We start from the raw sequence: 25265 nt of genomic DNA, 5'->3' as shown, positions 1-25265 counted from the left end.
TATGCGATAGATAAAAATAAGAACAAAGAATGAGAAAAGTGCATGTGATCTATGTAATCGCATCGTTGATCAGCAAAGATGTTTTGTTAAAATGGCCTGCACGTCACTCAAATCTGTATCTTTAGAAAAATCGAGTTCAAATACTTTTGAGCTTGTAACAAGCAGCATACCAGTGTCCTGATCAAACACGCCAGCTTCTTGAATGGCAAAACTTTCAATTGATCGATACGGCAAGGAGACCCTGACTTTCTTTTTAGAAAATACGCGGTTATCGCCAAAGATCAGTCGTTTATTGGTAAAACAAATTTGGTCGTGACGCAGTCTGTAAACAGCCTCAATTCTTTCTCCTTCAATTAATAAGGATTCGAATTTTTTATGATCATTTTGTTTACTGACAGAAAAAATACCCACGTAAACCCCCTCTTCCTGCATCAAATTCCTTTATGACAAAACGGCCACACGGCTCTGTGGGTACGTTTTATTCTCACTTATAGAATACGCTATAAATCGTCGTTATTCCATTACGAATAGATTAAATTTCATTTAACTTTTTCTTTTTGATCCGATGCTCTTTCCTCTACTTATTTAGACTGTTAAAGCAGGAAAAAAGTTTCAGTTTTTTTCAAGAAATCATTCGTTATGAGACCATAAAAAAACAGTGATTATGTAAAACCACTGTTCAGCGTGTAGACAAACCCTCGCATTCTTTGTCATTCCTGCGTTCTGGTGCTCACGAATGGCAAATTCGCTCCGCAAAAGTAGCTGTCCTTCCTAGACTTCAAAGGTTTTCTATCACGCTGAAAAGAAGACAAAGGGCTAAAATAAAGTTCATTTTAGCCCTTTGTCAACAATCTGAACAGTGATTATGTAAAATCACTGTTTTAAATGACTATTCATCTTTTGGGGTATCAATCGTTCCTTCGGCATACACATCAGAAATCTGCTCAAGCGTAATCGCCATATCAGCATCTTCATTGTCATGCCAAGCATTTTGATGTTTCTGCTCTTCTTGCTGCTGCTTTTTCATCATCATCACCCTTTACTGTTTTTCTTAGTATGAGTGATGACCCTCAAAATCATTCAGCAGAATTGTCTTCGAAATACTCTTTGTAATACCCGCCTACTTTACCTGTATTATCAACGACAAAGAGAAATTCCTCTGTTTCATTTTTCACATCATATGTGTGTCCAACCGTTAATGCTCGGTCAACCATATATTTTTTCGCATTTGTATGTACACATTTTACTTGTTTTACCGTTTCAGCCGTTTGCCAGTTTTGATGGATCATGATTTAAAAACTCCTTTTTTCATCTATACATTTATTGTAGCCAATTTTTCGTGAAATGCAATGAGTGTTATCGATTGCTTTCAAAGATGTCGTGTAATATGATAAATGTATACGTTTACATATGTGTGCGTATACAAAATGCTTCATGTCCACTTTTTCCACCTAGAACTCGCAGAACAACCCATATCTTTAAGGAGGTTTGTTTATTTATGAGCTCTACAACACTTCAAATCAGTTCAAAACTCGAATCTTTTCTCCAAGGGACGAAAAAACTCTACATTAACGGTCAGTTTGTCACAAGTCATGATAACAAAACATTCTCTACACCTAACCCTGCCACAGGAGAAACCCTTATTGATGTATATGAAGCAGGTGCAGCCGACATTGATGAGGCAGTAAAAGCTGCTAAAAAGGCGTTCCATGGACCTTGGCGTTCTATGTCTGCAGCCGAACGTGCCCGCTTGATGTTTAAGCTGGCAGATTTAATGGAAGAACACCAAGAAGAACTGGCTCAGCTTGAAACACTTGATAATGGAAAACCAATTAATGAAACAACCAATGCGGATATCCCTCTTGCCATTGAGCACATGCGCTATTATGCAGGGTGGACCACAAAAATGACTGGACAAACCCTTCCTGTCAGCCAGGGATATTTTAATTATACTCGCCATGAGCCTGTTGGCGTTGTGGGACAAATCATTCCTTGGAACTTCCCGCTCCTCATGGCCATGTGGAAAATGGGTGCTGCACTAGCAACAGGCTGCACCATCGTTTTAAAACCAGCCGAACAAACACCGCTATCTGCTTTATATTTAGCTGAATTAGTGGATAAAGCCGGATTCCCAGAAGGCGTGATTAACATTGTTCCTGGATTCGGTGAAACAGCCGGTGAAGCATTAACCGATCACCCTGATGTCAATAAGCTGGCTTTCACTGGATCAACAAGTGTTGGGAAATTGATCATGGAAAAAGCAGCCAAATCCATCAAGCGTGTTACTTTAGAGCTTGGCGGAAAATCGCCGAATATTATTTTACCAGACGCCGATTTAAAGAAAGCCATTCCAGGTGCATTAAACGGCGTGATGTTTAACCAAGGCCAAGTGTGCTGTGCAGGATCAAGGGTCTTTGTGCACCGGAGCCAATATGATGAAGTTGTCGATCAAATGGCTAAATATGCGACATCATTAAAACAAGGAGCTGGTCTTCATCATGATACCCAGATTGGGCCTCTAGTGAGTAAAGAGCAGCATGAACGTGTGTTAGGTTATATCGAAAAAGGGAAGTCAGAAGGTGCAACAGCCGTAGTCGGTGGTGACTGCCCTTATGAAGCAGGCTATTTCGTCTCCCCTACTGTCTTTAGAGATGTAGAAGATGAAATGACAATCGCAAAAGAAGAGATCTTCGGTCCAGTTCTATCTGCGATTCCTTACGATTCCATTGATGAAGTGGTCGAACGGGCCAATCAATCTGACTATGGGTTAGCGGCAGGACTTTGGACAGAAAACTTAAAGCATGCCCACGATATCGCTGCACGCCTAGAAGCAGGAACCATTTGGGTCAACTGCTATAATGTCTTTGATGCCGCCTCCCCGTTTGGCGGATATAAACAGTCAGGCCTTGGCAGAGAAATGGGATCATATGCCCTTAACAACTATACAGAAGTCAAAAGCGTGTGGATTAATCTGCAAGACTAATCATTTAAGAAAGCCGGTGACGATGTCATCGGCTCAGATTATTGACAAAGGGCTAAAATGAACTTGATTTTAGCCTTTTGTCTTTTTTTCAGCGTGATAGAAAACCTTTGCAGCCCTAGGAAGGACGAGTACTGGAGCGGAGCGAATTTGACATTCGTGAGCACCGGAACGCAGGACTGACAAAGAATGCGAGGGTTTGTCTACACGCTGAGCCGGTGACGATGTCATCGGCTTTTTTTGAGCTGTCATGTGACAGGCCGACTCCTGAATATAGTGATAAAGGAAAGGAGCATGGCCGAATGCAAGATTTTAAAACGAGAGTCAACGAATATATCGATGAACTGCACATGCAGGTAGAACGCAGACAAAGAGAAGATGGCGCATTTATTTTCTGCTTTGAAGGACCTATGATGACAAATGCTTTTTTCATTATGCTGTTAAAAGCCGTTGGTGACCCCGATCAGCAATTGATCCATCAATTGGCCGAAGCAATACATGCCAAACAAAATGAAGATGGTTCCTTTTCTTTGTATCATGACCAGTCGGGACATCTCACAGCTACAGTACAAGGTTATTGCGGCATGCTCGCATCTGGCAGATTTCAAAAAGACGAGCCCCATATGGAAAAAGCAGCACAATATATTCGCTCAAAAGGTGGCCTAAAGAACGTTCATTTTATGACAAAGTGGATGCTTGCCGTAAATGGCATGCACCCTTGGCCCTACTTCTATGCACCTCTTTCCTTTTTACTCATCCCTACGTCTTTTCCGCTACACTTCTACCACCTTAGTGCCTATGCAAGGATTCATTTTGTACCCATGATGATCGCACTGAACAAACGGTATACCTCTCATGCTGCGTTTCCATCATTAGCCCATCTTGATGAAAACATGTCTAAAAATCCATTTGACTGGTTTATGGCAAGAGAAGAACGTTCGACTGATGACTTCCTCATGTATATGCGGTCATATACAGCCCTCGACAGCCGGCTCGACTTTTTCGGATATGAAGCGGCAAAGCGATACATGTTTGACCGTCTTGAAAAAGATGGGACGCTGTACAGTTACTTAAGTGCAACCATCTTTATGGTCTATGCCCTCATGAGCCTTGGGTACTCCCCTGGACATCATCTCATTCAAAAAGCAGTCAGAAGTATGAAAAAGCTCGTCACCTCCTGTCAAGGCAAGATATATGCTGAGAATTCCACCTCGACTGTGTGGGATACAGCGCTTGTCAGTTACGCTTCTCAAAGAGCAGGAAGAAAACGAGAAGATTCCATGATCATGAATTCCTTCACCTATTTGATAGACCGGCAGCAAATGAAGAAAGCGGATTGGGCAGTTCATAACCGTCATGCTGCTCCCGGGGGCTTTGGTTTCTCACATATCAATACGAATAATCCTGATTGTGATGACACGCAAATTGTGTTAAAAGCGATCCCAAAGGAATACGCTCCACTTCAGTGGAAACGAGGATATGACTGGCTTCTCTCCATGCAAAACCGTGATGGCGGCTTTTCTGCTTTTGAAAAAAATCAAGATCACTTTCTGCTTCGTCACCTTCCGCTTGAATCTGCGGAGGATGCGGCGATTGATCCGTCAACTCCTGATATTACTGGTCGTGTACTCCATTTGATTGGTTTAGAAGAAAAAGATACTGCTTCACCCACGATTCTCAGGCAAAAAGATCGATGTGTAAAATGGCTCATTGACCACCAGGAGAAAAACGGATCATGGTTTGGCAGATGGGGTGTTTGTTATATTTATGGAACTTGGGCAGCGTTAACAGGACTGAAAGCGGCTGGCATTCCCTCCTCACACCCTGCTGTGCAAAAAGCGTGCCGTTTCCTAAAGCAGATTCAGCTTGAAGATGGCAGTTTCGGAGAATCGTGTAAAAGTGCAGAACTGAAAACCTATGTCCCGCTTCCCTTTGGCACAGTGGTTCAAACCGCATGGGCGACAGAGGCGCTCCTCCAATATGAGAAAGCAAATAACGCAGCCATTTTGAAAGCTGTCTCCTTTTTAGTGAACCATCACCATACTGAAGAAGCCATGTACTATCCGGTCGGCATTGGACTGCCAAAACAATTTTACATCACCTATCATAGCTACCCATTTGTGTTCCCGATGATGGCTTGTTCTACATTTTTAGAGGAAATGAGGCGTATACATGAATAAAGAAGAATATCGCTCACAGCTCAAAGAGTGGCTTAGCACGATTCAACATGTGTGGCAAGATGATAATATCCATCGAAAAGTGGAACATTTACGACTCAAAATGGAGGATGATGATTCCAGTGAACAAGAATGGTACGAACTAGCCGAAAGGATTGCAGAAGACATGCAGCATCCACATGAAGAAGTGCGCGATGTAGCAGCTGGAAATCATCAGTTACCACCACTGCCTTATCGGTATGACGCGCTCGAACCTTATATTTCAAAAGAAATTATGTACTTGCACCATCAAAAGCATCATCAAACTTATGTTGATGGGCTAAATCAAGCTGAACTTGCACTAAAAAAAGCAAGAAGAACCAATGACTTTACGATGATCAAGCATTGGGAACGTGAGCTTGCCTTTCATGGGGCAGGACATTATTTACATTGTATCTTTTGGTTTTCAATGAGTCCTTCAGGAAAAAGAAAACCTACTGGTCAAATGCTTCGTCTCATTGATCAATCATTTGGCAGCTATGAGGCGTTCAAGTCACATTTTTCAGCTGCTGCCAAACAAGTAGAAGGTGTCGGATGGGCGATCCTTGTATGGTCCCCTCGATCTCAGCGTTTAGACATTTTACAAGCAGAGCGCCATCAGTTCCTCTCGCAATGGGACGTCATCCCCCTTCTTGCTCTTGATGTGTGGGAGCATGCCTATTACCTCCAATATCGAAATGAAAAGGCGCAATATGTAGACCAGTGGTGGAATGTCGTTGACTGGCGTGAGCCAGAAGCAAGACTAAAACAGGCTCAACAAGTAAAATGGACACCTTTTTGATCGCATACTCCACATAGTTCATATACTATGTGGTTTTTTTATTAGTTTACATAATAATATTATGAACACCAAATGCAAAATCATAGGTTGTTTTTTCAGAAAATTCATTTAAAATAGAAAAGATATGAAAAGAAAGAGAGTTGAAAGATAGTATGAACACCCTTTTACACATTAGTCACTTTGCGGGAAGAACATTTGCTATATGGGTCATTGTCTTTGCTTGTCTAGGCTTTACTTTTCCTGCGACATTTTCTTTGATTGGACCTTATATCCCTTTTTTACTTGGCATTATTATGTTTGGCATGGGGCTGACGCTGTCTTCTGAAGATTTTAAAGAGCTTTTTAGAAAGCCTCTTTATGTATTGATCGGGGTTTTAGCGCAGTATACACTGATGCCACTCATTGCATTTTTATTGGCCTATGGGTTACATTTGCCTTCTGAAATCGCTGTCGGTGTCATCCTCGTCGGCTGCTGTCCAGGCGGGACTGCATCCAATGTAATGACCTTTTTGGCGAAAGGAAATACGGCCTTATCCGTTGCCGTGACAACGATCTCGACACTACTTGCTCCCATTTTGACCCCTGTTTTTATTTATATTTTTGCAAAATCTTGGTTATCTGTATCACCGGGTGCTTTGTTTTTGTCGATTGTCCAAGTTGTCTTAATTCCGATTATTTTAGGGGTTATCGTCAAATTGTTTTTTAAAAAACAAGTGACGTATGCTGTACAAGCACTCCCGCTTGTATCTGTTACTGGCATTGTCGCCATCATTGCAGCTGTTGTCAGCGCAAATAAAGAACAGATTCTGCAATCTGGACTGCTTATTTTTGCCGTTGTTGTTTTACATAATGCTCTTGGTCTATTATTGGGTTACCTCATTGCAAAATGGTGTAAAATGGACATTCCTTCTCAACGAGCAATTTCAATAGAAGTAGGGATGCAAAATTCTGGACTTGGCGCAACCCTTGCGACCGCACATTTTTCTCCACTTGCCGCCGTTCCCAGTGCCATTTTTAGCGTATGGCATAATTTATCTGGCTCTTGGCTGGCAACATTTTGGTCAAAAAGAGGCTACTCAGAAAATAAAGACCAAAAAAGCTAGTACCCTGATCGGTACTAGCTTTTTCTTTCGATTATCCTTCAAGCAATAGCTGTTCAGGATCTTCAAGTAGATTTTTAATCGTGACAAGGAACCCAACAGCTTCTTTACCATCGACAATACGGTGGTCGTATGAAAGAGCTAAATACATCATTGGACGGTTTTCAAAGCGTTCTTCATCAATTGCAACAGGACGAAGCTGAATTTTATGCATACCTAAAATTCCAACTTGAGGACTGTTTAAAATTGGTGTTGAAAGCAGAGAACCAAATGTTCCTCCGTTTGTGATCGTGAATGATCCACCTTGTAATTCATTGAGCGATAATTTGTTATCTCTTGCTTTTTTCGCAAGATGACCGATTTCTTTTTCAATTCCTGCAAATGATAGTCTGTCTGCATCACGGACAACTGGTACCACAAGCCCTTCATTGGCGGCTACAGCAATACCGATGTCATAGAATTTTTTAATGACAAGCTCATCACCTTGAATTTCTGCGTTGAGAAGTGGATATTTTTTAAGTGCTGCTACCACTGCTTTTGTGAAGAAGGACATGAAGCCCAGTTTCACATCGTTTTGTTCAAGGAAGGCATCTTTGCGACGCTTTCTTAGATCCATGACAGCTGTCATATCGACTTCATTAAATGTTGTCAGCATCGCTGCCGTTTGTTGAACTTCAACTAAACGTTTTGCAATGGTTTGTCTGCGGCGTGACATTTTTTCACGCTCAACTGGTTTCCCTGCTTGATCATTTTGCACCGCAGCATTTGCTTTTGGCGCGGCTTTCGGTGCACTTGCAGGAGCTTCATTCTTTTGGTAAGAAGCTACATCCTGCTTTCGTACCCTGCCCAGCGGATCTGCGGTTGGAATCTCAGATAAGTCTAACCCCTTCTCTCTTGCTAGTTTTCTAGCTGCTGGAGAAGCGATCGTTCTGCCATTACCAGATTTCGGCTCTTCTTTTGCTGCCTCTTCTTTTTGTTCAGCTGCTGGTTCTTCTTTCGAAGCTGGTGCAGAATCTTGCTCAGGTGCTGGAGCTGCGGACTCGCTTCCGCCAGCTTCACCTGCTGCAATCGTTCCGATGACTTCTCCAACTTGGACAGTGTCACCAGAATCTTTCAGTACTTCTTTTAGAACACCAGATTCTTCAGCTGTCAATTCGACATTGACTTTATCTGTTTCAAGTTCTAACAGGTATTCCCCCTGCTCAACATAATCGCCCGGCTGTTTTAGCCATTGAGCAATTGTTCCTTCCGAGATTGATTCCGCTAGTTCAGGTACTTTAATTTCCGCCATTTTTCATTTCCCCCTTAGTTTTTGCGAGTCAAGCTATCAGATACAATTCGTTCTTGTTCTTTTTTATGAACAGTTGGATCACCCTCAGCCGTACTTGAACGTCTTCTGCGGCCGATGTAACGTACTTTCACTTTTTCAGATGCAATTTCACGTAAATATGGCTCAATATATCCCCAAGCGCCCATATTTTGCGGTTCTTCTTGCACCCATACGATTTCTTCTAAGTTCGTCAGTTTTGATAAAATAGCTTTAATATCTTTGGCTGGGAATGGATATAATTGTTCCACTCTCGCAATATGAAGCCAATCTTTTGGGTCTTCCATTTGAGTAAAACGATCACTAATATCGATCGATACCTTCCCGCTCGATAGCACAAGGCGTGTTACTTTTTCATGATCATGCACAAGGCCCGGCTGTTCAAGAACTGGACGGAACTGTCCATCTGTTAGTTCTTGGACTTCGGATAATGTGTTCGGGTTACGAAGCAGACTCTTCGGTGTCATGATGACAAGAGGACGAATCTCTTCACGAAGCAGCATTTTCGCCTGTCTTCTAAGAATATGGAAGTATTGAGCTGCACTTGTCAGATTCGCAACTGTCCAGTTATTCTCAGCAGCTGATTGCAAGAAGCGTTCTGTTCTTCCACTAGAATGTTCTGGACCTTGTCCTTCATATCCATGTGGCAAGAGCATCACAAGCCCTGACTTTTGTCCCCACTTGGCGCGGCCTGCTGAAATAAATTGATCAAAATACACTTGAGCCGCATTTGCGAAGTCTCCAAATTGAGCTTCCCAAATCACTAATGTTTCAGGAGAATAGACATTATAACCATATTCAAACCCGATGACAGAGCCTTCTGACAGTGGACTATTATGGACTGTAAATGATGCATTTGCATCACTCAGTTCATGAAGAGCAATGAATTCATCTCCCGTTTGACTGTCGTGAAGAACAAGGTTTCTTTGAGCAAATGTGCCTCGCTCAGAATCCTGTCCGGTCATTCGAATCGGCGTACCGTCTTTTAATATAGATGCAAATGCCAGTGCTTCACCAAGTGACCATTCCACTTTGCGATCATCTGTAAACACTTTTGCACGTTTTTCAAGGATCCGCTTTAGCTTACCGAATACTTGGAAGTCTTTCGGCCAGCTAATTAATTCTTCATTCAGCTTTCTTAATACATCAAACTCTACAGATGTATCAACTGCAGGGAAGCCGTTAGATACAGGCTCTGGCAGTTCGATTTCTTGAATCGTATGTTCTTTCTTTGAAGGCACTTTTTTATAAGCTTCTTCAATTTTTGCCGTGACAGCCTGCTCAATTTCTTCTCTTTGTTCTTTTGACAGAAGGCCCTCAGTGACAAGCTTATCTGCGAAGATATTCTTGACCGTTTTGTGCTTTCTGACCGCATCGTACAGCATTGGCTGAGTAGTAGATGGCTCATCCATTTCGTTATGGCCATATCTGCGGTAGCCAATCAAGTCAATTAAGAAATCCTTTTTAAACCGTTTACGGTATTCTACCGCCAGCTGAACAGCTGCTAAACAAGCTTCTGGATCGTCTGCATTGACGTGAACAATTGGAATCTCGAAACCTTTTGCAAGGTCACTAGCGTATTTTGTTGAACGAGATTCATTGCTTTCTGTGGTAAATCCAATCATATTGTTGGCAATGATATGGATCGTTCCCCCCACTTGATAGCCAACTAATTGACTTAAATTTAATGTTTCTGCGACAATTCCCTCTCCAGGAAATGCAGCATCCCCATGAATTAAGATGGCTAACGCTTTTTCAACGTCTTGAACTGGATAGCCTTTTTGAGTACGCGATTCTTGAGCAGCACGAGTGCTTCCTTCAATAATCGGATCAATAAATTCCAAGTGACTTGGGTTATTGGCAAGTGTGACTCTTGCACTCTTTGTATCTTCATCTTTGATTTGGCGGTCAGCACCGAGATGATATTTTACATCCCCTGTCCATCCGTAGCTGATGCCGATAGAGCCTTCTGATGGTACAAGCTCTTTATTAGGCGCATGCTGGAATTCTGAGAAAATGATCTCATATGGCTTTCCTAACACATGTGCTAATACATTTAAACGGCCTCTATGTGCCATTCCAATGTTAATATTTGAAGTCCCTTGTGTAACAGACTCGGATATAATTTCATCAAGTACTGGAACAAGTGCGTCTAATCCTTCTATAGAAAAACGCTTTTGTCCAACAAATGTTTTATGAAGGAACTGCTCAAATTGCTCGACTTCTGTTAATCTTTTGAGTACAGAAACTAGTTTATCTGCTGGTTTTTTCTTAAATAATTCACCAGACTCAATAGATTTAGAGAGCCAGTTGCGCTCTTCGAAGTCATGTACATGATCAAACTCAAATGAAATGGTACGCTTATACGTATTTCTCAAATGGTTAATGGCTTCTATGCCGTTTGAAATGTGTTTAGGTGCATCTGGACTAATAATTGATATTGGAATATTCTTAACGTCTTCTTCAGTTAAACCGTATTCCTTTAATGGAAACAGCTCTTGTAATTCCTTTTCTTTGCGAAGAGGATTGACGGAAGCATTTAAATGGCCATACGTTCTGATGTCTTCTGCCAGTTTAACGACTGATGCTATCTTTTGGATTTGTTCAGAAGTAACTACGCTATTTTCTTTTTTCCCAATTTCCTCCTTCATTTCACTCGGTGGTGCACCAAGTTCATCAAATATGCCTCTTATGTCTTCATCAACACTAGTAGGATCCTGGACATATTGATCGTAGAGCTCGAGCACGTAGCCGAGGTTCGGACCATGAAATTCTTCCCAACTCAACGGTTGTTTCACATCATTTTGAAACATTTTGAACACTACCCCCAACTTTGATCATCAAGTGATTGAACACTATCTCGATATAACTTCCAGAACACAATGACCAAATTTATGTAATAAAACGCTTCCAATCATATTCTACCACTGTTTCGGATTACTTTCTACATTCTTTGTTCAATTAAAGATAAAAAATTCAAAGAAAAACAAAAAATTTAAATCATTCCGAAAAATATTTTAAAGAAAGGGGCAAAACCTTATGCCCCAATGCTTTTATGCAGCAATTTCTTGAGTAATGGATATAGCACATCTGGCAATGTATCGACATCCGGTACAAAAATGCTGAACTTGCCATACATATCTTGGATCGTTTTCATCTGCGCCTCTTCAATCGGAGAATTGGATAAAAACACATTGATGACTTCAATTCCCTTTTTTCTCGCTTCGAGAACCGCTTCATGTGTATCCACGATCCCATTTTGTTCGTAGCTGAATGCAGCCGGCTCTCCGTCTGAGAAAACAATGAGGAACTTTTGCTCTTCTCTTCGTTTTAAAATCATTTTTGTCATTTGGCGAATCGCATAGCCGTCCCGGTTATCCTCTTCTGGCTCAAGTGACATGATGGATGGTCCTGCGTCAAATAAGGAATCTTTGAACGATACGACGGTGTTAAAGTAGTTCGGCTGACTTGTTTCAGTTGCGTCATTTGTATCTTCCCAGAACCCTACAATTTGATGAGGTACCTGCACTGATTTTAAAGCTTCATGAAACAGAACAATCCCTTTTTTTGTCTCATCCATTTTGTCAAACATACTCGCAGAACAGTCAACTAATAAAGTGAACACAGCATCAATTTGAGAAGATGGCGCTTGTTTTTTATAAAATAGTCGAGGATTGGACTCTGTAAAATAACGAATGAGCTTTTTACTGAGACGTCCTGCATGAAGATCTGTTTTTGGCCATGATTTTTTATGCTCAAGTGTTTTTTGAATCATTTGTTTTAAGCGTTTCTGATAAGGCTCGATTGCCTTTGCGTGCTGCCTGTACACATCTACTTGCTCTGGTGAAGGAGATTCTGGTGAAATCATGACTGGAAATGCATATTTGTTTTCTTTTCCATTCTCATGCGAATCTGCCCCGCTTTCTTCTCCTTCTGCCTCTTCTAGTGCTTCAAGCTTTGAATAGTCTTTTCGATGGGTTTGTTTGGCTGAACCTTGAACCGTTCCAAGCGCCTGATCTCCATCGTCACCTTCTCTTGCCGCATCTTTACCGAGATCGCTTTTACCACCGTGTTCTAAATCAAATTGAAGGAAACTTTTAGATGGTGCTTCCGTTTCTCTATGCCATACTTCCATATATTCATTATGGATGTCTTCATCCCCCTCTTTTTCCCGATCGACTTTTATATCCTCACTTAATTTTGGCTTTCTTTTGAGGTCATGGAAAAGCGGTTCTTTTGCCGCTTTTTCATAGTCCAATTCTGGGAAGAAAAAGTATGTGTTCAGCATATCCTTTTCAAGGAGCTCATCGAAGCCTTCTGTCAATTCCTTCACAATGATGGCGATATCAGATGTCGAGCGTGCGTCATATACACGTTCAAGACTTGACTCAATAAACGGAATCATTGGATCTATCCGCTCATGAAGGGGTGGAATTTCTTCAAGCGGAGATTCGGCTGTCAGCTTCACGTATATCGCACAAAAGAGTGCATCTGTTAAAATACTGCGCTCTTGGTTAATCGTTAATTGTGTTTTAAAGTGACGTCTGTAAAGCTCTCTTCTCCGTTTAAATACCTTTTTTGTTCCTGGGCGGTCACGTTTAATCCGCTCTTCAATGCGGATATCTTCAAACAGCATAAACAATTGTTTGCACACATCAGGAATGGATAATGTGTGGGCATAGGAAATGATGTCTTCAAACACTGTAAGATCGCTATACACTGTCCCTACTGCTCGCAGAAACACATCACTTTTTAGGCCTGCCATCATATCCTCTTGATGACGATCATCCCAAAAATGGCTGATGAAAATTTTCTTTTCAAACGGTTCATAGTACGATTGAACACCGTATTCAAGCTCCACATCATCACTTTTGGCAAGTGTTTTGGCTAAATCCGTTAATTCCATAAATAGAAATGAATCGATTCTGCTGTCATTAAATTTGATGAATTTCAAAAGTCAGAACCTCACTCGAATAATGTTTGAGCGATATTTCTTACCGCTGCTTTTTCCCGGTCATCTTCTAGCTTCTCTACAATTCCTCGTTCAATTGCACGAAGCGGCGGAATATATTGCGCAAGATCACATGTATCTAACAGTGCGCGAATGGATGCGGCTTCTTCACTGACCTGTCCATTGTGTGCTTGGACGATGAGATCTGATGAGAGCTGTACGAATTGATCGATTAACCGCTCATCCTTTAATACGGACTGAGTGTGCAGTACTTCTTTTAAAATGCCACCGCCAATGTAAGGAACTTCAATGACGACAAAACGGTTTTTCAGCGCTTCATTGAGCGGCACTGTCCCCACATATCCCTCATTGATTGCTGCAATCACGCCAAAACCTTCTTCTGCTCTAACGACTTCACCTGTAAATGGGTTTGTCATCATTTTTCTGTAATCAAGCACACCGTTTAAAATAGGCAGTGTTTCTGGTTTTGCCATGTTGATTTCATCAATATATAAAAGGTGTCCTTTTTTCATTGCTTTTGTAACGGGTCCTTCAATGAATTCTATAGAAGCAACTTGTCCATCATTATGGATGGTTTTATAGCCAATAAGACTTTCTGCATCAAGGTCAACTGAGCAGTTTACACTGTGCATCGGCTGTTGAAAGAAAGCGGATAAAGTTTCTGCTAGTTTTGTTTTACCTGAGCCCGTCGGTCCTTTTAACAGAACATTTTTTCCTAGGGCAAGTGCAATCATGGCATCTTGAATAATAGACGTATCTTGTGATTCATAGCCGCCTGTTCCGATAAGCGGACGAAATTCTTCTTCGAGAACTTTTCCTTTTGCTTCGATCATTGCTTGAATTTCTTCTGGGAGTGATGGTTGGTTAAACATATATGATTAATTCCTCTCTTCGATCATTTTCCTCACCAAGTATACTAAAAAAACCTTTATGCACTCAATACATAAAGGTTCGTCTTCTGTTATTTTACCATTTCTTTTGTGATGGCTCCGCAAGCAATGCGTTTCCCTGAGTTGCCAGAAGGGTTGCTTAAGTAATCATCTGCTTCTGCATGGATGATGAAACTTCGCCCGTTTTGATCAACCAATTGATTCGGGCCTCCTTTGACCGTCACATTCGGAACATTCACAACGACGTCAATTTGACCATTTGCCCCTACTTCTAAATTAGGCATATCTCCAGCATGATGCCCTTTTGGGTTGTCGAAGCCATGCTCTCTATGGGTCGGATTAAAATGAGCCCCCGCCGTTTCAAAATCTGGCGTTTCACATATTCCTGTTTCATGAATATGAAAGCCGTGAGGACCTGGCGGCAGTCCTTTCGCTTTCACATGCAGATCCAGCCCATTTTCTGAGGACTCTCTTATTTCAATGCTCCCTATTTTTTGCCCGCTTTCGTTTATGAGTGACGTTGTGACTGGTGCTTGTTTAGGTGCGGCAACTTCTCTTGTTTCTTCTGTCGTTTCTTTTTTCGGCGGTGCATGACATGCTGATGCGGTAAAGATCAAACATATCATGATCATCCACACTGACTTTTTCATTTATGACTGCCCCCTTTTGTTATCAGTATGGACAATCACAGCAACGGGCAAACAAAAAAAGCCGAAAATCGGCTTTTTTAGAAGAAACGTTTTGCGCCTAGGTAGGCTTTTTTCCAATATGGATTGCTTAAGTTTGAAATTCCTACTCCGCTGTCACTTGCATGAAGGAAATCTCCTCCACCTAGGTATAGTCCCATATGAGAAGGACCTGCTTTGTACGTTGTGAAATAAACAAAATCTCCAACTTGTGGTGTGCTGACAGGCGTCATCATATTCCAGTATCCTGCTGTACTCAATCTAGATACTGATGAAACCTTATTAATGAGATAGTAAACAAAACCGCTACAATCAAATCCAGCTGGTGTATTGCCGCCCCATCTGTAGGGTATGCCTGTGAGTTTTTTACCTTCTTGAATCATTGTCGTGATTTTTGCATTCATTGGAACGTCAGTTTTATTATTGTTGACCGGTGTTGTTGAACCGTTTGACGTAGAACCATTAGATCCAGTTGAACCGGAAGCTGTTCCGTTGATTTTTAATACTTGTCCAATTCTCAGCACATCACTTTTCAAGCTGTTTGCTGTGCGGATTGATTGAACCTGCACCTTAAACTGATTCGCAATTTTCCATAATGAATCACCTGATTTAACCGTATAAGATGTGGTTTTACTACTTGAAGACTGATTGCTGTTTGAAGGCGTGCTAGATTGAGCAGGTGCTTTCGGCTGACTTGGTTTTGACGTCACCGTTCCTTTTACCTTCAATACTTGATTTGGATAAATCATATCAGATTTTAGCGAGTTCAATGTTTTAATTTCACCAATCGACATGTTTAACGAATTGGCAATTTTCCAAAGTGAATCGCCTAATTTTACTTTATATGTACTAGATGCTGATGATGAACTATTAGAATTCGTTGATTTGTTACTTGAGCTGGAATTAGATGTTGAGTTTGAATTTGAGGACTGGCTGCCGCTCGTTTTCGTCGTTCCAGACACTTTCAGCTTTTGTCCAGGACGAATGAGGTCACTGTTTAAGCTGTTCAAACTTTTCAAACTTGCAACTGACATTTTGTGATTCTTCGCAATCAGCCATAATGAATCCCCAAGCTTGACTGTATAGCTAGATGTTGTTGAAGCACTTGATTTCGTTGCTTTTGAACTTGTTGATGAGCTGGATTTTGAACTTTTTGCACTAGGAATCTTTAAGCTTTGTCCTGCAAAAATCATCGTCGTTTTTAATTGATTAAGAGATTGAAGTTCCGAAATACTTGTGTTGTACTGTTCGGCAATCTTCCAAAGTGAGTCACCGCTTTTCACCTTGATCGTCTGTGCTTCTGCCGGTGCAGCAATAACAGCTGAGCCCGCGATCGCTGAAACTGTGAGGCCGGTTACTACTTTTTTCTTCATAGATGAATCTCCGCCTTTCATGATTTCGTCCCATAAGACTTATGTACTAGTTTTGAGTTTAGCATTTAATGGTTCTGCTTCTCTTGCACTATTTTATCTTTATTTCTATAATATTACTCGACATGAAGACGTTGGGCAATACTAAATAGGTTTTAGAGCAGCAAACTCAAAATGCTAAAACAAAGCCATATCGTTTCTATCGGCTGTTTGCTGTATTTATAAACAATTTTTAAGGAATTTTTAAGTTGACGTTTAGAAATTTGTCAAAACAAGCACGTTGCTAGTTTCATAGTTCTATTCTACATGACAAATTTTTCTGTATCAAATGACTTTTTACTTAATTGCCTGTTTTTTCTCCTCAATAAAAAAAGCACCCTTCCCAAAGAAGAATGCTGTGTTCATGTTTACTTTCTGATTTCTTGGTCTTTTACAGTTAACGGATAGAGGACGCCTTCTTTCGCAAACGACATTTTCCCTGTTTCTTCTGATACCACAAGAACAAGGGCATCAGTCATGCCAGAAAGTCCAATGGCTGCCCGGTGTCTTGTGCCTAGAGAAGGGCTGACTTTTTTTGAGGTGAGCGGTAGGACGTTTGCAGCGGAAACAAGCGTATTTTCTTTTACTAAAAGGGCGCCATCATGAAGTGGGTTTCCAGGATAGAAAATGCTTTCTATTAATGATGCGCTAATTTTCGCATGGAGGTTTGTCCCTTTTTGTATATAATCCTCCACCTCATCTCTCCTTTGAATCACAATCAGTGCGCCATGCTTTTGTTTTGATAAGTTCTCAATGGCTAAAGAAAATTGAGCAAAACCTGGTGTGAATTCTTCCATATATGCTTGTAAATAAAACGAGGAAGCCTCTGCATGCATTTCATTAAACTGATCATGCAATGATTCGAGTTCACAAAGAAGGCATTGTTCCGTCTGGTCAAGCGATTCGACGATTTCCCTTGCATCCATCATAATTTGCGTTAAATGAGATTTCATTTCTAACTTAAACATCGCTTCTTCATTTGTGCGATTGATCATCTCACCATGTCCCTCCTTCTTTCGCTTGTGTCATAAAATAACAAATTGTGCACATTCTATTTGTATGGAGGTGAATTCAATATGACCATTCAAAAATTGATTCAATATGCTTGCAGCATTTTAGGTGTTGTCAGTCTTTCTTTTATTTATGCCCAAATGTTCAAAAAAACGAAGCCCTCAAAGAAAAATAATCCGACGGAGAATTGATTTTTTTACATAGCGTGATATAATTCCTCTCGTTATTTCTGTTCAGAGAGGAACTTATGATGAGAGAAACGAATAGTATTCGAGCAAAGCTGTCACAATTTTTAACCATATTGATTCCGATTTTAATTACACAAGCAGGTCTTTCGCTCATCACATTTTTAGACACGGTGATGTCTGGAAAAGTGAGTGCAGAAGACCTAGCAGGTGTTGCGATCGGTTCGAGCATTTGGACACCTGTTTATACTGGCCTCGCTGGCATTTTAATGGCTGTTACCCCTATTGTGGCTCAGCTGATGGGTGGCGGCCGCAGGGAAGACGTTCCTCGTGCAGTCTTCCAGGCCATTTATTTATCTTTTCTTTTAAGTATCGTGGTGATTGTTATTGGATCGTTGTGTGTTCCTTTTATTTTAGGGAGACTTGGGCTTGAACCATCCGTAGAAACTATTGCCCGTCATTTTCTCAGCTTCCTTGCTATTGGGATCATCCCGCTTTTTGGTTATTCAGTCATGAGATCGTTCATTGATGCATTAGGAAAAACACGTGTGACGATGTTCATTACGTTAACCGCACTTCCTATTAATTTTGTTTTAAATTATCTCTTTATTTTTGGAAACTTTGGGTTTCCAAAGCTTGGCGGTGCAGGGGCTGGTCTTGCATCTGCGCTGACGTATTGGGCGATTTTCATCATGAGTATTTGTATTGTCATCAAAGCCGAACCGTTTGCATCCTTTCGGTTGTTTCAGACATTACCTCGTTTTAACGTCTCCCGAATGGGTCACATACTGAAAATCGGTATCCCTATTGGGTTTGCGATCTTTTTTGAAACAAGTATTTTTGCAGCTGTCACGCTCTTAATGGGTCACTTTGATACCGTGACAATCGCCAGTCACCAAGCAGCGATGAACTTTGCTTCTATTTTATATATCCTGCCGCTTAGTATCTCAATGGCTTTAACGATTGTTGTAGGTTTTGAAGCCGGTGCCATGCGGTATAAAGACGCAAAAAGCTACAGCTATATTGGCATTGCAACAGCTGTTTTGTTCTCATTATGTACTGCAGCACTCATCTTGTTATTTAGACCTGAGATCGCTGGTTTATATACAACTGAATCAGCTGTTTTACAAATGACACAGCACTTTTTGATGTATGCGATCTTTTTCCAGCTGTCTGATGCGATCGCTGCACCCATTCAAGGGGCTCTGCGCGGCTATAAAGATGTGAATTACACACTGATTGCTGCGTTTGTCTCTTACTGGGTCATCGGCCTTCCAGCTGGCTACTTGATTGGCACGTATACCTCATTTGGAGCGTTTGGTTATTGGGTTGGGCTGATTACTGGGCTTGCCGCAGGTGCCATCGTCCTATTTGTTCGTCTCAGGTTGATTGAAAGACGTATGCATTCTGATACAACAGGAAAAGGCAGCTGACTTCAGTCAGCTGCCTTTCATTTAGTCATTCCATTGATACGTCCAGAAAATTTCTTCATCAAACCATTTTTGAACGACTGGTTCTTTGTTTTTCAGCTTTTGTTCAAGCTCTCTTAGCATGCCTTCTGTTTGTGTTCTATGCGCTCTTAGTGCATTTAATTTGATATCGGCTACATCCGTAATATCAATCACAATATCGGCATTTCCTAGCACTTCTTCTCGATTTTTCGTAATGGCCATGCAGTATGTGACAGGACGGTCTTCTTTTTTCTTGCGGTATAGAGCACGAATGACCGCTTCACCTGTCGCATCATGATCAGGGTGTACGCCATGACCTGGATAAAACGTGACAATAAGAGTTGGTTTCACTTCATCAATTATGCGTTCCATCACATCCGCTAAATACTCATCATCTTCAAATTCCAACGTTTTATCTCGAAGACCAAGCATTCGCAAGTCTGTGACATCCATTTCTTTACATGCATTGATTAATTCCTGTTTTCTTAATTCAGGAAGTGTCTCACGGTTAGCATAAGTTGGACTTCCCATATTTCTTCCCATTTCTCCAAGTGTCCCGCATGCATACGTCACTGGAATTCCACGTTTTCTGCTTTGCGCGATGAGCCCTGCGACCCCGAAGGATTCATCGTCGGGGTGAGGCAGCATCACAAGTACATGTTCGTTCATCACTGTTCCCCTCTCTCCTACACCTGAAATGGTGTTTCACTAATTTGTAATGAGATCGCTAGTTTTCCGTCTGGCAGGTGTCCTGCTAACAGCAGGCGACCTTGTTCATCAAACACGTAATCGGTTAAACCTTCTGCGTAAATCCAGCCATCTTCTGTTTTCATTCCGACACGGTATGGACCTTGTCCTTTTATTTTTGCCTGTGAATAGACAACTTTTGCGTTGCGGATATACGCCACGACCGTCATATTTTGCTCATTCACATGAGCTGAATAAGAACCAGTTGTCGTTTCAAGATGAACGAAGACTGGCCGATTTAAAAACGATTCAAGATGTGCTGTGACATCTTCCGTTTGAATTGGTTTCATGAGTGGTTCCTTCCTTCATTTTGAATTAGTTCTCGCAGCTTTTTCGTATGTAAGCTGATCAGCTGTAGTTGATGACCCTGTTCAATCGTGCTTTCTAAAATTCTTTCCACAGCGATTACATACTTTTGATGTAATGACTTTCTTGCGCGAGGATGGGTGCGTGCATCAAGCAAATCATCTCGTATCGCCTCGTGTAATGAAGTCATATCCACTACATCAAGCTGCCGATTTTTCCATAAAGATTGATAAGCGTGTGCAAGCTCATCGACTGATGACATGTGATCACCTCTACAGTTTTGGTAACAACTTATTATGACATGATCCGCCTGCAAAAAAAAGCAAACTGCTTCGTCTCTTTAATGAGAATTCGCTGTTTTTTTCATTCGGAGTTGAGAGGTTGTAAATAGTAAAATCGCCACCCAAATACAGAGGAATGTCACGATTTTTGCTGCAGATAAGTGTTCGTGATACACAAATAGCCCCAAAAAGAGTGTAATAGTTGGTGCAATATACTGCAAAATACCAACTTGGTATAAAGGAATTCTTTTGGCTCCTTCAGAAAATAAAAGAAGCGGTACAGCTGTAAAGACACCTGCAAAAAATAATAGCCCAAGAGAGCCGAAGCTGCTCGGATTCATCGTGACAACAGGTTCTTTTAAGAAGAAGAATAAGTAAACAAGCGCAGCTGGTGCAAGAAGCAGTGTTTCAATGGTTAATCCAATGGCACTCGTAAAACTCATTCTTTTTTTAATCAGTCCATAAAACCCAAAACTAAAAGCCAATACGAAAGCCACGACAGGAAATGAGCCGTACTGAACAGTTGAGATGATGACACCAGCTGAAGCAATGAGAATGGCGGTGGTTTGCATTTTATTCAGTCGTTCTTTTAAGAAAATGATGCCTAGTAAAACTGATACAAGCGGATTAATATAATACCCTAAACTCGCTTCCAGCATCAGATCGTGATTTACAGCCCAAATGTATACATACCAGTTGACCGAAATTAATATAGCCGATAAAAGTAATGAAAAAAGTGCTTTTCCATCTATCATCAGACCTTTCACAGTCTGCATCGCTGGACGGACTTGCTTTAAATATAAAAGAATACCGCACATAAAAACAAAGGACCATACGATTCTGTGCGCTAAAATTTCGCCTGACGAAATATGCTCCATCAGTTTCCAATATAATGGGAACAACCCCCATAATGTAAAAGATGCAGCCGTATATAAGACACCTTTTGATTGTTGTTCGTTCAATCTAACCATTCCTTTCTAAACCTATCGTATATTATAGCACGCACATCACATTATGGGCATATACTAATTCAGGGCATTTAGAAAGGATGATTTGCATGTTTGACTGGAACCGATTATTCCCTTTTCAAAAGCAATTTTCAAAAGAAGCGTTAAAAAATTCAGATCCTAAAGACGTTGAGCAATATGTCAATCAAGTCATGGAAAGTGTTTTCGGCTCCAATTATTCTGCTCAATTCCCCTTTCAGGATCCGCTGTCTCAGAAGCAGAAAGAAAGAGAGACAGACGATAAAAAAAAGAAAGAGCCGAATGTTGAAGTATTTGAGACGACAGATCACGTGTTTGTCAAAATAGAGCTCGATCGTCCGAACACGGAAAAAGTAAAAATCAAACATACAGCCAATCTGCTGTTTATTGATCATTTTCCTGAAGAGAATAAACAAAAGAAGGTTGTCCTGCCTGCTGCTGTGAAAAGAAAAGGAACGAAGGCTTCGTATCAAGATGGTATTTTAGAAATTATGTTTTTAAAGCATGATGATCCAGGCATTTCTGAAATTGATATTCCATTATAAAAAGCCTGCTTTGAAATGGAAGCAGGCTTACTCTTTTTTCTTAATAATATGGTGGATATCCGCCGCCATAAGGTGGTGGAACAGGCGGTGGTGGAGGCGGGTAATATGGACGAGGATAATTAAAAATCGCACTTCCTAGAAATCCGCCAAGCAGTCCGCCGACTAAAGGAGCGCCAAAACCAAAAAACAAAGGGACTCTAGATTCATATGGCGGAATGCCAGGGGCACCGCCTCGAAAATACGGAGTATGAGGGTACATGCTTTTCTCCTCCTTTGTCATGTGCCTAACATCAGCATATTCATTAGAAGACAAAACGTTTGGGCAAACCTAAAACTAAGCTTGCTCCTTTTTTTCATGAGATCCAGCATACTCCCCTGCCCAGCGCGATACTTCTCCGAACACACCATGTAATGCACTCCCTTTTTCGGTTAGACAATAGATGACTTTGACTGGCGTTTCAGGAAGTACAGTGCGCTTTATGATTCCTTCTTGCTCAAGCTCTTTTAAGCGTTCTGCGAGCATTTTTTGACTGATGGATGGAATAATGTCCGTCAGGTCTTTAAACCGCTTCGGACCATCAAGCAATACATGAATGATGAGACCATTCCACCTTTTGCCAAGAAGCAAAAAAGCTTGCTGAATGTTTGGACATAATTGAAATTCCATATATTTCAGCCTTTCTTTTCATAATCGTTTGACAAACTAACGGTGTACAATTTAAAATATATCTCTAGTTACAATAAGTAAGTTTCTCACTTTTTTATTTATTGTACCATACTATTTGCAAAAACGGGAGGAAATATCCATATGGCGAGCGATCAAAAAACGATTGACATTTTAAAAGAAAGAGCTTCAGTAAAAGAGTATGATACAACTCATGAAATGACAAAAGAAGAGTTAACAGAGCTTCTTGATATCACAACAAAAGCACCATCTGCTTGGAACCTTCAGCATTGGCATTTCACTGTTTTCCATAGTGCTGAATCAAAAGCAAAACTTCTTCCAATCGCTTACAATCAAAAACAAATCTCTCAAGCATCAGCTGTGATTGCTGTGCTAGGTGACCTTGAAGCCAATCTAAAGGGTGAAAAAATCTACAGTGAGCTAGCAGAACAAGGCTTCATCACAGAAGATATTAAAGAAACATTGATGACGCAAATTAATGGTGCTTATCAAAGCGAGCAATATGCACGTGAAGCTGCGTATTCTAACGCTTCGTTAGCTGCTATGCAATTAATGATTGCGGCGAAAGCAATGGGATATGATACATGCGCAATGGGCGGTTTCAGCAAAGAAGCGTACGTGAAAGAATTCAATGTGAGTGGTCGATACGAACCAGTGATGTTGATTTCTGTCGGGAAAGCAGCAAAAGAAGCTCACAAAAGCAATCGTTTTGACATCGAAGAAGTATCTGATTTCCTATAAAAAACGGCACAGTCTCAGCGTCATGCTGGGGCTTTTTTATTTGCTCTGAATATTATTTTTCCATACTTATTTTCAAGTCTTCCTTTCTCATTCTTCACTATTTACCTCTTTTTAAAAATGAAAGCGTTATATTAGTATGATATTCATAAAAATGATTGTTTTTTCTGAAAATGGTCTTGTGATCTAATCTGACAACTGCTATTATTATGAAATTACAAAATATTAGAGGAGGAAAACATGAACAAAAAACTGATACTGGCGCTACTCATCGCGATTCCATTCATTGGACAGCTTGCACTGCTCCCCTTTGTGAATCGTATTCATCCATTTGTTATCGGGCTGCCTTTTTTCCACTTCTGGCTCTTACTATGGATTGTACTCACACCCGTTTGCACATTTATCATTTACAGGATGCAACATTCAAATGGAGGAACTGACGAATGCAAGGAAACTTAACAGCTTTATTGATTACTGCAAGTATCATTTTCATCGTCGTGGTCATCGGTTTTGCCGCTGGTCGTGATAAATCATCAAGACAGTCAGTCGAAGAATGGTCTGTTGGCGGGAGAAAATTTGGCGGGCTTCTCGTCTGGTTCCTTGTTGGAGCAGACTTATATACTGCTTATACCTTTTTAGGGCTCACAAGTACAGCTTATACAGCGGGAAGTGTTGCTTTTTTCGCTATCCCCTATTCAGTTCTTGCTTATTTTATTGCGTATTTCTTCTTACCAAAACTTTGGACGGTTGCAAAAAATCACAAGCTGACAACACTTGCTGATTATGCACGTGAGCGATTTGACAGTAAACTGTTATCTAGTTTGATTGCCATTGTTGGTGTACTCATGCTCATTCCATACATTTGTCTTCAGTTAAGCGGGATTCAAGATACGTTAACTGTCGCTGGAACGAGTTATATTAATGTGAATGCAGTTGTTATCATTTCATTTATTTTAGTTGCACTTTATACATTTTTCAGTGGTATTAAAGGTCCTACATATACAGCCATTATTAAAGATATTCTTGTTTGGGTGATCATGCTCTTTATGGTCGTTTCCCTCCCGATTATTCATTTTAACGGCTGGACACCAATGATGAATACGTTAGCTAAGGAAGCCCCACAGCTTCTGACGATTCCTGAAGGCGGGCCTAAAGGCATTTTGTGGTTTATTACCGCATCAGGTGTTTCTGCACTCGCATTATTTATGTGGGCACATGCAGCAACTGGCGTTTTCACAGCCAAAAGCGCAGATGCCATCCGTAAAAACAGTATGTTTTTACCTCTTTACAACATTGTATTGATTTTGGTCATCTTCCTTGGCTTCATTGCCTTTTTAGTCTTACCGGAAGATACAAATCCAAGATTTGCTCTTCTCCATTTAATTCAGACGTCATATGGCGGCGTGATGCAGGGGCTTGCGTATTCAACGATTGCACTTGCTTCTCTCATTCCATGTTCGATCATGGCCATTGGGGCATCGAATTTATTTGCCAATAATTTGTACCGTGATTTAATCCATCCAAATGTGTCACCTAAAAGATTGACCATGATCACTCGTTCAATGGTATTTATCGTCATTGGGCTGGCTCTACTATTCGGAATGCTCTTCCCAACAGCACTTGTAACGCTTCAGCTCATTGGTGTTTCAGGAATGGTTCAAATCTTCCCTGCCATTGCGATCAGCTTGTTCTGGAAAAAACAATCAAGAGAAGCAACTATCGCAGGGCTCATCGTAGGAATTATCGTTACCTTTACAGCGAATATTACACAAATGACATTCGGCCTTTATGAAGGCTTTCTCGGTTTACTAGCAAACGTTTTGGTCATCTTGATATTGAATCCATTCTTCCAGAAGAATCTCACTTCTAATTCTGTGACAAGTGATTTGTTTGAAAAGAATAGTAAAACAACGAAACCTGTTGCTAACAAAGCGTAAGCACAAAAAAAGCAGTCCCCTGATGAGGACTG

At 40.9% G+C, this 25265-nt stretch carries 25 protein-coding genes; 9 read left to right on the top strand and 16 right to left on the bottom strand.

From position 1 onward, the window contains the following. Nucleotides 1-69: 69 nt before the first annotated feature. From EBQ12_RS13770 to EBQ12_RS13760, 3 genes are all read right to left on the bottom strand, one after another. Nucleotides 70-411 (bottom strand): PH domain-containing protein, encoded by a 342-nt coding sequence (locus tag EBQ12_RS13770; protein ID WP_008346505.1) that lies wholly within the window; start codon nucleotides 409-411, stop codon nucleotides 70-72. Between the two features lie 478 nt (nucleotides 412-889). After that, complete coding sequence (locus tag EBQ12_RS13765; RefSeq protein ID WP_017359491.1) at nucleotides 890-1027, bottom strand: YozQ family protein; 138 nt, start codon at nucleotides 1025-1027, stop codon at nucleotides 890-892. 49 nt (nucleotides 1028-1076) lie between these two features. Beyond that, nucleotides 1077-1289, bottom strand: a complete 213-nt coding sequence (locus EBQ12_RS13760) for a DUF6501 family protein (protein WP_017367443.1) — start codon at nucleotides 1287-1289, stop codon at nucleotides 1077-1079. Between the two features lie 209 nt (nucleotides 1290-1498). Here EBQ12_RS13760 and EBQ12_RS13755 point away from each other — a divergent pair, with 209 nt between their 5' ends. From EBQ12_RS13755 to EBQ12_RS13740, 4 genes are all read left to right on the top strand, one after another. Then, nucleotides 1499-2983, top strand: a complete 1485-nt coding sequence (locus EBQ12_RS13755) for an aldehyde dehydrogenase family protein (RefSeq protein ID WP_017359492.1) — start codon at nucleotides 1499-1501, stop codon at nucleotides 2981-2983. Nucleotides 2984-3282: 299 nt separating this feature from the next. Next, the gene (locus tag EBQ12_RS13750) at nucleotides 3283-5160 is read left to right on the top strand and encodes a terpene cyclase/mutase family protein (protein ID WP_125590375.1); all 1878 of its coding nucleotides are present in this window, start codon (nucleotides 3283-3285) and stop codon (nucleotides 5158-5160) included. Next, nucleotides 5153-5977 carry a superoxide dismutase gene (locus EBQ12_RS13745; protein ID WP_125590373.1) on the top strand — a complete coding sequence of 275 codons (825 nt, stop codon included), beginning with the start codon at nucleotides 5153-5155 and terminating at the stop codon, nucleotides 5975-5977. The genes EBQ12_RS13750 and EBQ12_RS13745 overlap by 8 nt, the downstream gene beginning before the upstream one ends. 152 nt (nucleotides 5978-6129) lie before the next feature. Further along, nucleotides 6130-7080 (top strand): bile acid:sodium symporter family protein, encoded by a 951-nt coding sequence (locus EBQ12_RS13740; RefSeq protein ID WP_125590371.1) that lies wholly within the window; start codon nucleotides 6130-6132, stop codon nucleotides 7078-7080. Between the two features lie 31 nt (nucleotides 7081-7111). Here the strand turns inward: EBQ12_RS13740 and odhB are convergent, their stop codons facing one another. The 7 genes from odhB to cdaS all read right to left on the bottom strand — a co-directional run bounded on the left by odhB (nucleotide 7112) and on the right by cdaS (nucleotide 17356). Continuing rightward, nucleotides 7112-8368 (bottom strand): 2-oxoglutarate dehydrogenase complex dihydrolipoyllysine-residue succinyltransferase, encoded by a 1257-nt coding sequence (gene odhB, locus EBQ12_RS13735; RefSeq protein ID WP_007500721.1) that lies wholly within the window; start codon nucleotides 8366-8368, stop codon nucleotides 7112-7114. A 14-nt stretch (nucleotides 8369-8382) separates the two neighbouring features. Further along, complete coding sequence (gene sucA / locus EBQ12_RS13730; RefSeq protein ID WP_019743271.1) at nucleotides 8383-11217, bottom strand: 2-oxoglutarate dehydrogenase E1 component; 2835 nt, start codon at nucleotides 11215-11217, stop codon at nucleotides 8383-8385. A 224-nt stretch (nucleotides 11218-11441) separates the two neighbouring features. Continuing rightward, nucleotides 11442-13358 (bottom strand): vWA domain-containing protein, encoded by a 1917-nt coding sequence (locus EBQ12_RS13725; RefSeq protein ID WP_017367448.1) that lies wholly within the window; start codon nucleotides 13356-13358, stop codon nucleotides 11442-11444. 11 nt (nucleotides 13359-13369) lie between these two features. Beyond that, complete coding sequence (locus tag EBQ12_RS13720) at nucleotides 13370-14248, bottom strand: ATP-binding protein (RefSeq protein WP_017367449.1); 879 nt, start codon at nucleotides 14246-14248, stop codon at nucleotides 13370-13372. 89 nt (nucleotides 14249-14337) lie between these two features. Continuing rightward, entirely contained in the window at nucleotides 14338-14916 is a 579-nt protein-coding gene (locus tag EBQ12_RS13715; RefSeq protein WP_125590369.1) for a superoxide dismutase family protein, read from the bottom strand. 77 nt (nucleotides 14917-14993) lie between these two features. Further along, nucleotides 14994-16325 (bottom strand): C40 family peptidase, encoded by a 1332-nt coding sequence (locus EBQ12_RS13710; RefSeq protein ID WP_072368428.1) that lies wholly within the window; start codon nucleotides 16323-16325, stop codon nucleotides 14994-14996. Between the two features lie 404 nt (nucleotides 16326-16729). Next, nucleotides 16730-17356: a sporulation-specific diadenylate cyclase CdaS gene (gene cdaS / locus EBQ12_RS13705; RefSeq protein WP_125590367.1), complete on the bottom strand. Its 627-nt coding sequence runs from the start codon at nucleotides 17354-17356 to the stop codon at nucleotides 16730-16732. A 266-nt stretch (nucleotides 17357-17622) separates the two neighbouring features. Between cdaS and EBQ12_RS13700 the strand changes: the two genes are divergently transcribed. Continuing rightward, nucleotides 17623-18990, top strand: coding sequence for an MATE family efflux transporter (locus tag EBQ12_RS13700; RefSeq protein ID WP_125590365.1), 1368 nt, complete (start codon nucleotides 17623-17625; stop codon nucleotides 18988-18990). A gap of 21 nt (nucleotides 18991-19011) precedes the next feature. Here the strand turns inward: EBQ12_RS13700 and bshB2 are convergent, their stop codons facing one another. The 4 genes from bshB2 to rarD form a co-directional block, all read right to left on the bottom strand. Continuing rightward, nucleotides 19012-19677 carry a bacillithiol biosynthesis deacetylase BshB2 gene (gene bshB2 / locus EBQ12_RS13695; protein WP_007500738.1) on the bottom strand — a complete coding sequence of 222 codons (666 nt, stop codon included), beginning with the start codon at nucleotides 19675-19677 and terminating at the stop codon, nucleotides 19012-19014. A gap of 17 nt (nucleotides 19678-19694) precedes the next feature. Next, complete coding sequence (locus EBQ12_RS13690; RefSeq protein ID WP_008346474.1) at nucleotides 19695-20045, bottom strand: YojF family protein; 351 nt, start codon at nucleotides 20043-20045, stop codon at nucleotides 19695-19697. Continuing rightward, complete coding sequence (locus EBQ12_RS13685) at nucleotides 20042-20323, bottom strand: hypothetical protein (protein ID WP_125590363.1); 282 nt, start codon at nucleotides 20321-20323, stop codon at nucleotides 20042-20044. The genes EBQ12_RS13690 and EBQ12_RS13685 overlap by 4 nt, the downstream gene beginning before the upstream one ends. A gap of 78 nt (nucleotides 20324-20401) precedes the next feature. Beyond that, entirely contained in the window at nucleotides 20402-21313 is a 912-nt protein-coding gene (rarD, locus tag EBQ12_RS13680) for an EamA family transporter RarD (RefSeq protein ID WP_235690798.1), read from the bottom strand. Nucleotides 21314-21399: 86 nt separating this feature from the next. On the opposite strand from rarD, the gene EBQ12_RS13675 reads away from it, so the two are divergent. Continuing rightward, complete coding sequence (locus EBQ12_RS13675; protein ID WP_008346468.1) at nucleotides 21400-21873, top strand: Hsp20/alpha crystallin family protein; 474 nt, start codon at nucleotides 21400-21402, stop codon at nucleotides 21871-21873. Nucleotides 21874-21913: 40 nt separating this feature from the next. On the opposite strand, the gene EBQ12_RS13670 is transcribed toward EBQ12_RS13675, so the two are convergent. After that, nucleotides 21914-22132, bottom strand: a complete 219-nt coding sequence (locus EBQ12_RS13670; RefSeq protein WP_003215921.1) for a hypothetical protein — start codon at nucleotides 22130-22132, stop codon at nucleotides 21914-21916. A gap of 75 nt (nucleotides 22133-22207) precedes the next feature. Further along, nucleotides 22208-22540 (bottom strand): winged helix-turn-helix transcriptional regulator, encoded by a 333-nt coding sequence (locus tag EBQ12_RS13665; RefSeq protein ID WP_017359678.1) that lies wholly within the window; start codon nucleotides 22538-22540, stop codon nucleotides 22208-22210. Nucleotides 22541-22681: 141 nt separating this feature from the next. Between EBQ12_RS13665 and EBQ12_RS13660 the strand changes: the two genes are divergently transcribed. The 3 genes from EBQ12_RS13660 to EBQ12_RS13650 all read left to right on the top strand — a co-directional run bounded on the left by EBQ12_RS13660 (nucleotide 22682) and on the right by EBQ12_RS13650 (nucleotide 25233). After that, nucleotides 22682-23299, top strand: a complete 618-nt coding sequence (locus EBQ12_RS13660; RefSeq protein ID WP_017367452.1) for a nitroreductase family protein — start codon at nucleotides 22682-22684, stop codon at nucleotides 23297-23299. Between the two features lie 237 nt (nucleotides 23300-23536). Beyond that, on the top strand, nucleotides 23537-23755 hold the full coding sequence (locus tag EBQ12_RS13655; protein ID WP_017359680.1) for a DUF3311 domain-containing protein: 219 nt from the start codon (nucleotides 23537-23539) through the stop codon (nucleotides 23753-23755). Beyond that, on the top strand, nucleotides 23740-25233 hold the full coding sequence (locus tag EBQ12_RS13650; RefSeq protein ID WP_079919118.1) for a sodium:solute symporter family protein: 1494 nt from the start codon (nucleotides 23740-23742) through the stop codon (nucleotides 25231-25233). The genes EBQ12_RS13655 and EBQ12_RS13650 overlap by 16 nt, the downstream gene beginning before the upstream one ends. Nucleotides 25234-25265: the final 32 nt, after the last annotated feature.

Source organism: Bacillus sp. 2B09 (assembly GCF_003946835.1).
GTDB lineage: Bacteria > Bacillota > Bacilli > Bacillales > Bacillaceae > Bacillus > Bacillus altitudinis.
This window is presented reverse-complemented; position numbering and strand designations above follow the sequence as displayed.